This window comes from Candidatus Neomarinimicrobiota bacterium (assembly GCA_034716895.1).
Taxonomy (GTDB): domain Bacteria; phylum Fidelibacterota; class UBA8477; order UBA8477; family JABMPR01; genus JABMPR01.
The window spans coordinates 6,224-9,820 of the sequence record JAYEKW010000173.1 but is presented as its reverse complement, the minus strand read 5'-3'; the positions used below and the strand labels follow the sequence as shown (position 1 = coordinate 9,820).

Below are 3,597 nucleotides of genomic sequence, written 5' to 3'. Positions count from 1 at the left end.
CCATTACTACAGCTTCATACTATTTGTTACCTCCTAATATGTGTAGCTCTGTTCCAGACTGGGGGCTAGCCTTTGTCTGGGCTGGATTGTCCAGCTTGAAAGCACCAGCTTTGCTTGGCGCACACCATATTCACTTCCAAATATGCATTATGTGTCTTTGCGAACGAATGAAATGAGTGTGGCAATCTCTCTTTTTAGTTGTTGAATTCGAAGGGCAGATGGTTTGCCACCCGTCTCCACTCTTACGGACGATAACGATACCTTATTAAACTGGCCTGAGATAGCCGTATGCATTAGGAGTCAGCATCTCGCCGCAGTGTAAGTTCTTTTGCCACGAAGACACAATAGCCCCAAGAACCCCTAAGAAAATTTGTGAAACTTGGTGTCTTAGTGACTTTGTGGCATTTAAAATATACTTACGGATAACATGGGTCGGTTTAATAACAGCATCTGGAACACACAGATTGAAATTATCCTTTCCCGAATACCGCCTTATGTACCAGCTGTACGAGAGAAGAATAGGTCTCATCGGTGGCATTGGCCATACCCATTTCACAAGTTCTTGAGGTGGAATAATGACCGTGTACACCTTCCATGGATTTGACTTCTGCTGCTTCACGCCTGGTGGCACTTTCAGTAAGCTCAGGAACTAAAAAACCCCGATCACCGGCAAAACCACAGCAACCAACATCTTCCGGAATAATCGCCTCCTGGGCACATGCACAGGCCACTGAATGCATTTTATCCTCCAACCCCATCTTACGAGTTGAGCAAGTCGGATGTAAAACAATCTTATCAATCTGTTCCTTGAACTCCAGACGCGGAATCAGCGTATCATTTAAATATTCAATGATATCAATGATCTTCAGAGATTTCCACTGTTCCAGATAATCGCCCTCCAAAATACTGTCGTAGTGCTGCATCTTATAGGTGCAGGGAGACGTATCCACCACAATTGACAAAGTCCCTTCTCTGGAGGTTTTCCAGAGTGAACGAGTGGTGTTTTCCGCCATAAGTTTATAAGCTTTGGTAAAACCCTTTGATGAATACGGTGTTCCACAGCACAGTTCTTCCAGATGTGCAGGATAAATGGGGTGAATTCCAGCCTCTTGAAGCAGGTCGATAAAGGCTGCAGCTGTACTGAGCGTATTGGTCTCCCCCGGGGTCTTATTCATACCGCGATTCAAACAGGAGACAAAATAGACCACCTCCTCTTTTTCATCCCGGTTCTTGATCTTGATCAGGGGCAGACCCTTGCCACCAGTAGGCATATACCTATGCCAGACCGGAATACGACCACCACTCCAACGATAAATTCTCATGGAGAGAGCAGCTATCCGCTCACTTCCCAGGAAACGCACCAGCGGTGTTGCCACATTGAGCCCCAGACGGATCATTTCAACTACAAAACTGAAGTAACGGACCGTCCACCAGGCAATTCGGCGACCGACGAGACCATTATACTGATGACGAAAATGGCGGGTCAGGTCACCTGTATCAATATTTACCGGACAACCGACAGCACACAATCCATCCACAGCACAAGTATCAGCACCTTCATAGGCGTAATCTTTGAGCAGAACCTGGGCCGTTTCCCGTTCGGTAAAATCACCCTGTTCCAGCATTTGAATCTCCCGCCACGTGGCGATGCGCCGGCGGGGAGTCATGGTCAAATCCTGGGAAGGACACCAGGTTTCGCAAAACCCACATTCAATACACTTGTCTACCACAGCTTCGATAGTGGGTGTCGGTTTGATGTTCTTGAGATAAATCTCCGGATCATCATTAATGATCACTCCAGGGTTAAGCAGCAGATCTGGATCGATCAAAGCTTTCAGCTCCCGCATGACCTCAACCGCAACCGGACCCCATTCGGTCTCCAGGAAAGGAGCCATATTTCGGCCAGTTCCATGCTCAGCTTTTAAGGCTCCATCGTATTTACCGACGGTCATTTCGACCACGTCTTTGATGAAACGTTCATACTGTTTTAAACCAGCAGCATCGCCAAAGGCCTGTGATATGACAAAGTGCAAATTGCCATCTTTAGCGTGACCAAAGATGATGGCATCGTCATAGCCATGCTTTTTAAACAGCTCCTGCAGATTAAGGGTAGCATCAGCCAGATTTTTCAGTCGAAAGCACACATCCTCAATGATCACAGTGGTCCCTGATTTACGAACAGCACCGACGGCAGGGAATAAGCCTTTCCGGATCTTCCAGTAAAGCAAGCGGGTTGTCTCATCTTCCGTAAACAAAGCAGAATGAACGAGCTTGGCCTTTTTAAGGGCTTTAAGTCCTGCCTTTACTTTTTCTTTGAGTTCTTCAGGAGTCGGCGCTTGAAACTCACACAGGATGGCAGCTGCAAGCTCTGGAAGCGTTTTAATCTCTTTCGGCATTCCTGTTTCATTTTCGATAGACCGAAGTGCTGCTCGATCCATGAGTTCCAAAGCTTCGGCCCCAGCTTTCTGGAGAGGAATAACAGTTTCAGTGGCTGATCGAATATCCTTAAAAAAGAGCAAAGCAGTTGATTTATGGGGATCATCCGGTAGCGTTTTTAAACGCACTTTTGAAATAAAGCCCAGGGTTCCCTCAGAGCCTACCAGCAGATGACTTAAAATATCAATTGGTTTTTCATAATCGATCAATGCATTCAGCGAATAGCCCTGGGTGTTTTTTCTCGTGTATTTGTCCCGAATTCTCTCATGGAGTCGCTTGTCGTTTTGAATGCGCTCCTTCAGTTTGAGCAGCCCTGCATGAATACTTGGAGATTGAGCCAACAATTGAGCATCAGAATCTTTATCAATGGTATCATAGGTTTGGCCGTTTGGTAAAATAAATCTTACGGAATCCATGGTATGATAGGCATTGTCCTTGACCCCGCAGCACATACCACTGGCATTGTTGGCAATGATGCCTCCAATCATGGCAGCATCAAGTGAAGCCGGATCAGGTCCGATCTTCTGACCATAAAGCGCTAATCGCCGATTCACCTGAGATCCTATGAGTCCAGGTTCCAACTGAATTGTGCCTCGTTCCTTATCAAAAAAGAATTCCTGCCATTTTCGGCTGACTTCCACCAAAATGCCATCGGTGATGGATTGCCCTGAAAGGGAGGTTCCAGCAGCCCGGAAGACCAGTGGTAACTTAACACGTTGCGAATAGGCAAATAGATCGATGATCTCCTGCTCATTTACAGGCTGCACCACCACTTCCGGTATCAGCCGATAAAAACTGGCATCCCTGGCATAACTATGTCGGTCGATCAAACGACCCTTGATACGATCTTCTGGTAGAATCTGTTTTAGATCTTCAATAATTGACATGGTTCCCTCTTCATTATCTAATACCGTTTAAATCTATCCTTTTCCCATTTTCTGGGATTATTAACAATGTATTTTTTGATTCGTTTTAATGATCTGTCATTTTTCACCAAATGATCATAAAATCGTGATTGCCAGCCAAAATCCGATTCAATTTTTCGGGCATTTTGGGTAACAACCGATTTGTAAGAACCTACAATTGACGAAATGCTATTTTGACCCTGATTTTGAAATCTGTTTTTGCCAATATTGGGTTGTTTTTGTGACGGTGGTTGTT

At 45.5% G+C, this 3,597-nt stretch carries 2 protein-coding genes; both read right to left on the bottom strand.

Features of this window, described 5'->3' with window-relative positions:
* Positions 1-470: 470 nt before the first annotated feature.
* The gene (locus tag U9Q77_10950; GenBank protein ID MEA3287874.1) at positions 471-3,323 is read right to left on the bottom strand and encodes an FAD-binding and (Fe-S)-binding domain-containing protein; all 2,853 of its coding nucleotides are present in this window, start codon (positions 3,321-3,323) and stop codon (positions 471-473) included.
* 17 nt (positions 3,324-3,340) lie between these two features.
* Positions 3,341-3,597: transposase (locus U9Q77_10945; GenBank protein MEA3287873.1), on the bottom strand; the 257-nt coding region annotated here is incomplete at its 5' end.